This window comes from Microcoleus sp. D2_18a_D3, assembly GCF_036702455.1.
Taxonomy (GTDB): domain Bacteria; phylum Cyanobacteriota; class Cyanobacteriia; order Cyanobacteriales; family Microcoleaceae; genus Microcoleus.
On sequence record NZ_JAUBTK010000186.1, the window covers coordinates 1 to 2967 of the forward strand.

At 43.5% G+C, this 2967-nt stretch carries 2 protein-coding genes; one reads left to right on the plus strand and one right to left on the minus strand.

The features are described 5' to 3' along the window. Window positions 1-32: 32 nt before the first annotated feature. Entirely contained in the window at window positions 33-1055 is a 1023-nt protein-coding gene (locus QUB06_RS34290; protein ID WP_333439261.1) for a site-2 protease family protein, read from the minus strand. Window positions 1056-2013: 958 nt separating this feature from the next. Here QUB06_RS34290 and QUB06_RS34295 point away from each other — a divergent pair. Then, a complete protein-coding gene (locus QUB06_RS34295) occupies window positions 2014-2943 on the plus strand; it encodes a S8 family serine peptidase (RefSeq protein ID WP_333439263.1) in 930 nt (309 codons plus the stop codon). Window positions 2944-2967 lie beyond the last annotated feature (24 nt).

Genomic DNA, 2967 nt, shown 5'->3' on the forward strand with positions numbered 1-2967 from the left:
AGCTTATAGTATCAAGGGACTCGCGAGTTCATTCATCTTTCTAAATCCTGTTTTCTTACTTTTTCAGCAAGCCCTAAGTAAGTAAAAGCCCAAACAGTATAAACTATACTCAAAGGCGCATAAGCCGCTAAAACCCATTGCGTTTCGACTGCTTCCTCAATCTCCTCCCTCCGCAACAAGTCTACATAAAAATCAAACGACCTTTGTCGCAGATTGTTAATGCCAGTTCCAGCTACTAACAAATAATAACCGTCAAATCTATTCAACGGATTCAAGTTAATTGCCACTGTCAGCAATGCTGCCACCATCAACAGGTAACTAATTTGATGCAAAATTGGATTGGACTGAGAAAACAGCCACATCCAAACAGCAAATGCCCAAATTGTTACTTGGATTAATACTCCTGCGGCTACTACTAAAACCCGCTGTTTCCGCCTGACTAAACTGTATTGGTCGGTTGGATCTGTGTAACATCCGGGGATGAGACACATAAACAACAATCCAATTTCTTTAACTATGCCGCCGTAGTGTTTGAGCGTGAAAGCATGACCTAATTCGTGCAAAGCTATTACTAGCATTGTCAGCAATACAAATGTGAAAATAGTGTCATTTTTGCCGGCTATCCACAACTGCTGATGTGAGGCGGCGACTTCGGCAGAGGAAGCCAACCACACTGCTACAGAGGAAGAGATGAAAGCGCACAGGAAAAAGCCAAATTCCCACGTCCAAATCCAGCGTAATTTGTCGATGTGCTGCGATAGCCAAACATCAGGATTGACTAGGGGAATTGTGAAGGATAGCAGGTTGAATTTAGCTTTCGGCGGCTTGGTTCCTTCTAGCATTCCTGCTTGTGCTAAGTCTTTCAAAAGATTTTGCACATCTTCTAAATCGAGGTCGTATTCAGCGAGAATATTAGTTAGTGGTTGTTGACTTAATTGCAAAATTACCTGTTTGTCAAAGTCGTCAACTTGAATACAGGTAATGTCTTCGGGATTGCGAAGTATCCAATGACCGTCGGGATGAGGTATCCACTGCACCGCTGATTTGAGTTGCATGGTATGGCAGAAGGAAGAAGGAAGAAGGAATTCGCGTTTTAAACCACACTCGATCCCCCCTAGCCCCCCTTAAGAAGGGGGGGACAAGAGTGTTCGTAAAGTCTCCCAAAACATCGGGGGGGGACAAGAGTGTTCGTAAAGTCTCCCAAAACATCGGGGAGAACAAGAGAATTTACTCAAACTCTTCCTTATTAAGGGGGATGCGAGGGGGCTCTGGACTTTTGGATCGACCAGGGGGAACTGTGCGTGAGTATTATTGAATTGTCTTGAATCGATCGCCTTATTCTGTTTTTATGTTTTCTCCGCTGGGTTTTTGATCTTTTCGAGTCGCCCTAAGTCTTGCTGAAAACGGAAAGTTTCAAGGCTGAGTTGGCCCCTGTTTCAAGGAAGCAGGGAAGTATTTAAGTTGTTTGTGAAGAAGCTTTAGTGATATTTGTTTGGGCTTTAGACTTTAATCCAAATTTCACCTTGGTATTTATATTATCAGAAAGCATAAAAAAAGCAAGTGTAAATTCTAACTATTTTAGGAATTACGCATTTTCCACCTGTCATTGCCTGGGAAACGAGCGTGTAGCGGATGTTTCTGGTTGAGGCTGGGATTGCTATCCCCTTGCAAGGCGTAAGTCATAATTAAGTTGCTACAAAAAAGTTTACCGAAACTTTACGATCGCAAATAGAACTTGGGTGTATGATAACGGTGTGAAGAAGCAAAAAATCATATAAATTACGCATTAACAAAGTATTTGTCCGATCGCCCGCCTGACCGTTAGCAAAGCGCGGCAGATGTAAAGCGATCGCCTATACAGAAAATTTGTTAAGTTTGCGTAAATTCTAAACTAAACAGAAAATTTTGACGATTATTGAAAAATCCTTGTCAACAAAGGATTTGGGTTGAATGTCTGAAGGCATTTAATTAAGTTCTGGCGATCGAATTCATATTAATCAGGGTGCAAAAGTTATGGGCTGGCTAAATTTTGGTGGCAAAAAACGCAAAGAGGCTCAAGATTTTGGGAATTCAAGTAAAACAAAGAGTCGGAAACGACCGAAAAGTTTTAGATTAGAAACAATTGTGACTCCGAGTGTGGGGGTTGGGGGTTGGCTGCACCAGTTTGACTACTTGCATCAGTTATTGGGTGCTTTGTCGCTGTCTGATTTGCATTTACCTAATTTCTTTGCAGATAGCGGTGTTTGCCCGATCGACCCTTCTGGAGCACCAACTAACAATTTACCGCCGCTGATTGATTTTGACCCGCTGGGTCTGTACCATGATGGGATTGCCACTCAAACCCCTTACAATCCGGGGGGTGCGTTTGAGACTTTGCCGATTGCTGTAATTCCTGTCGATCCGCAGGCGCCGAATCCTAACAATCCGAATGCAATCCGTCAATTGCTAGATTTTCCTTTGGCTGATCAGCCCTATGTAGGGACAATTGATACTGGTGTGAGTGCGGATAGTCCTTATTTAAATTACGCGAATATCAAGAAGGGCCGCGATTATGTGGGCGGGGATGACAATCCGTTGCTGAAGCCTGGGGAAGGTAGCGAGCACGGTACTTTTATGTTGGGGATTATTGATGCGATTAATAAGACAGCGCCGAAGTGGGTGGGAAGGGCGATCGACTCTGGGAGATGGGCTGATTCTTTGGTAGAGTTTGTGGATGCTGCGAAGGCTTCTGGACAGAAAAATGCGATCGCAAATCTCAGTTTGGATTTGACTCAGAAGAATGCTGACGGGAGTGTGACAACGCGCTATGAGTTGACTCCAGCAGAACGTAAGGCGTTAGAATATGCACGGCAAAATGGAGTTTTGCTGGTAGTGGCGGCGGGTAATGATGGGGAGTATGTCACTTTTGTAGTGAGTAATTATACTCATGTAGCTTGTCTCTGATTTCCAATTAACCCGTTCAAGTAA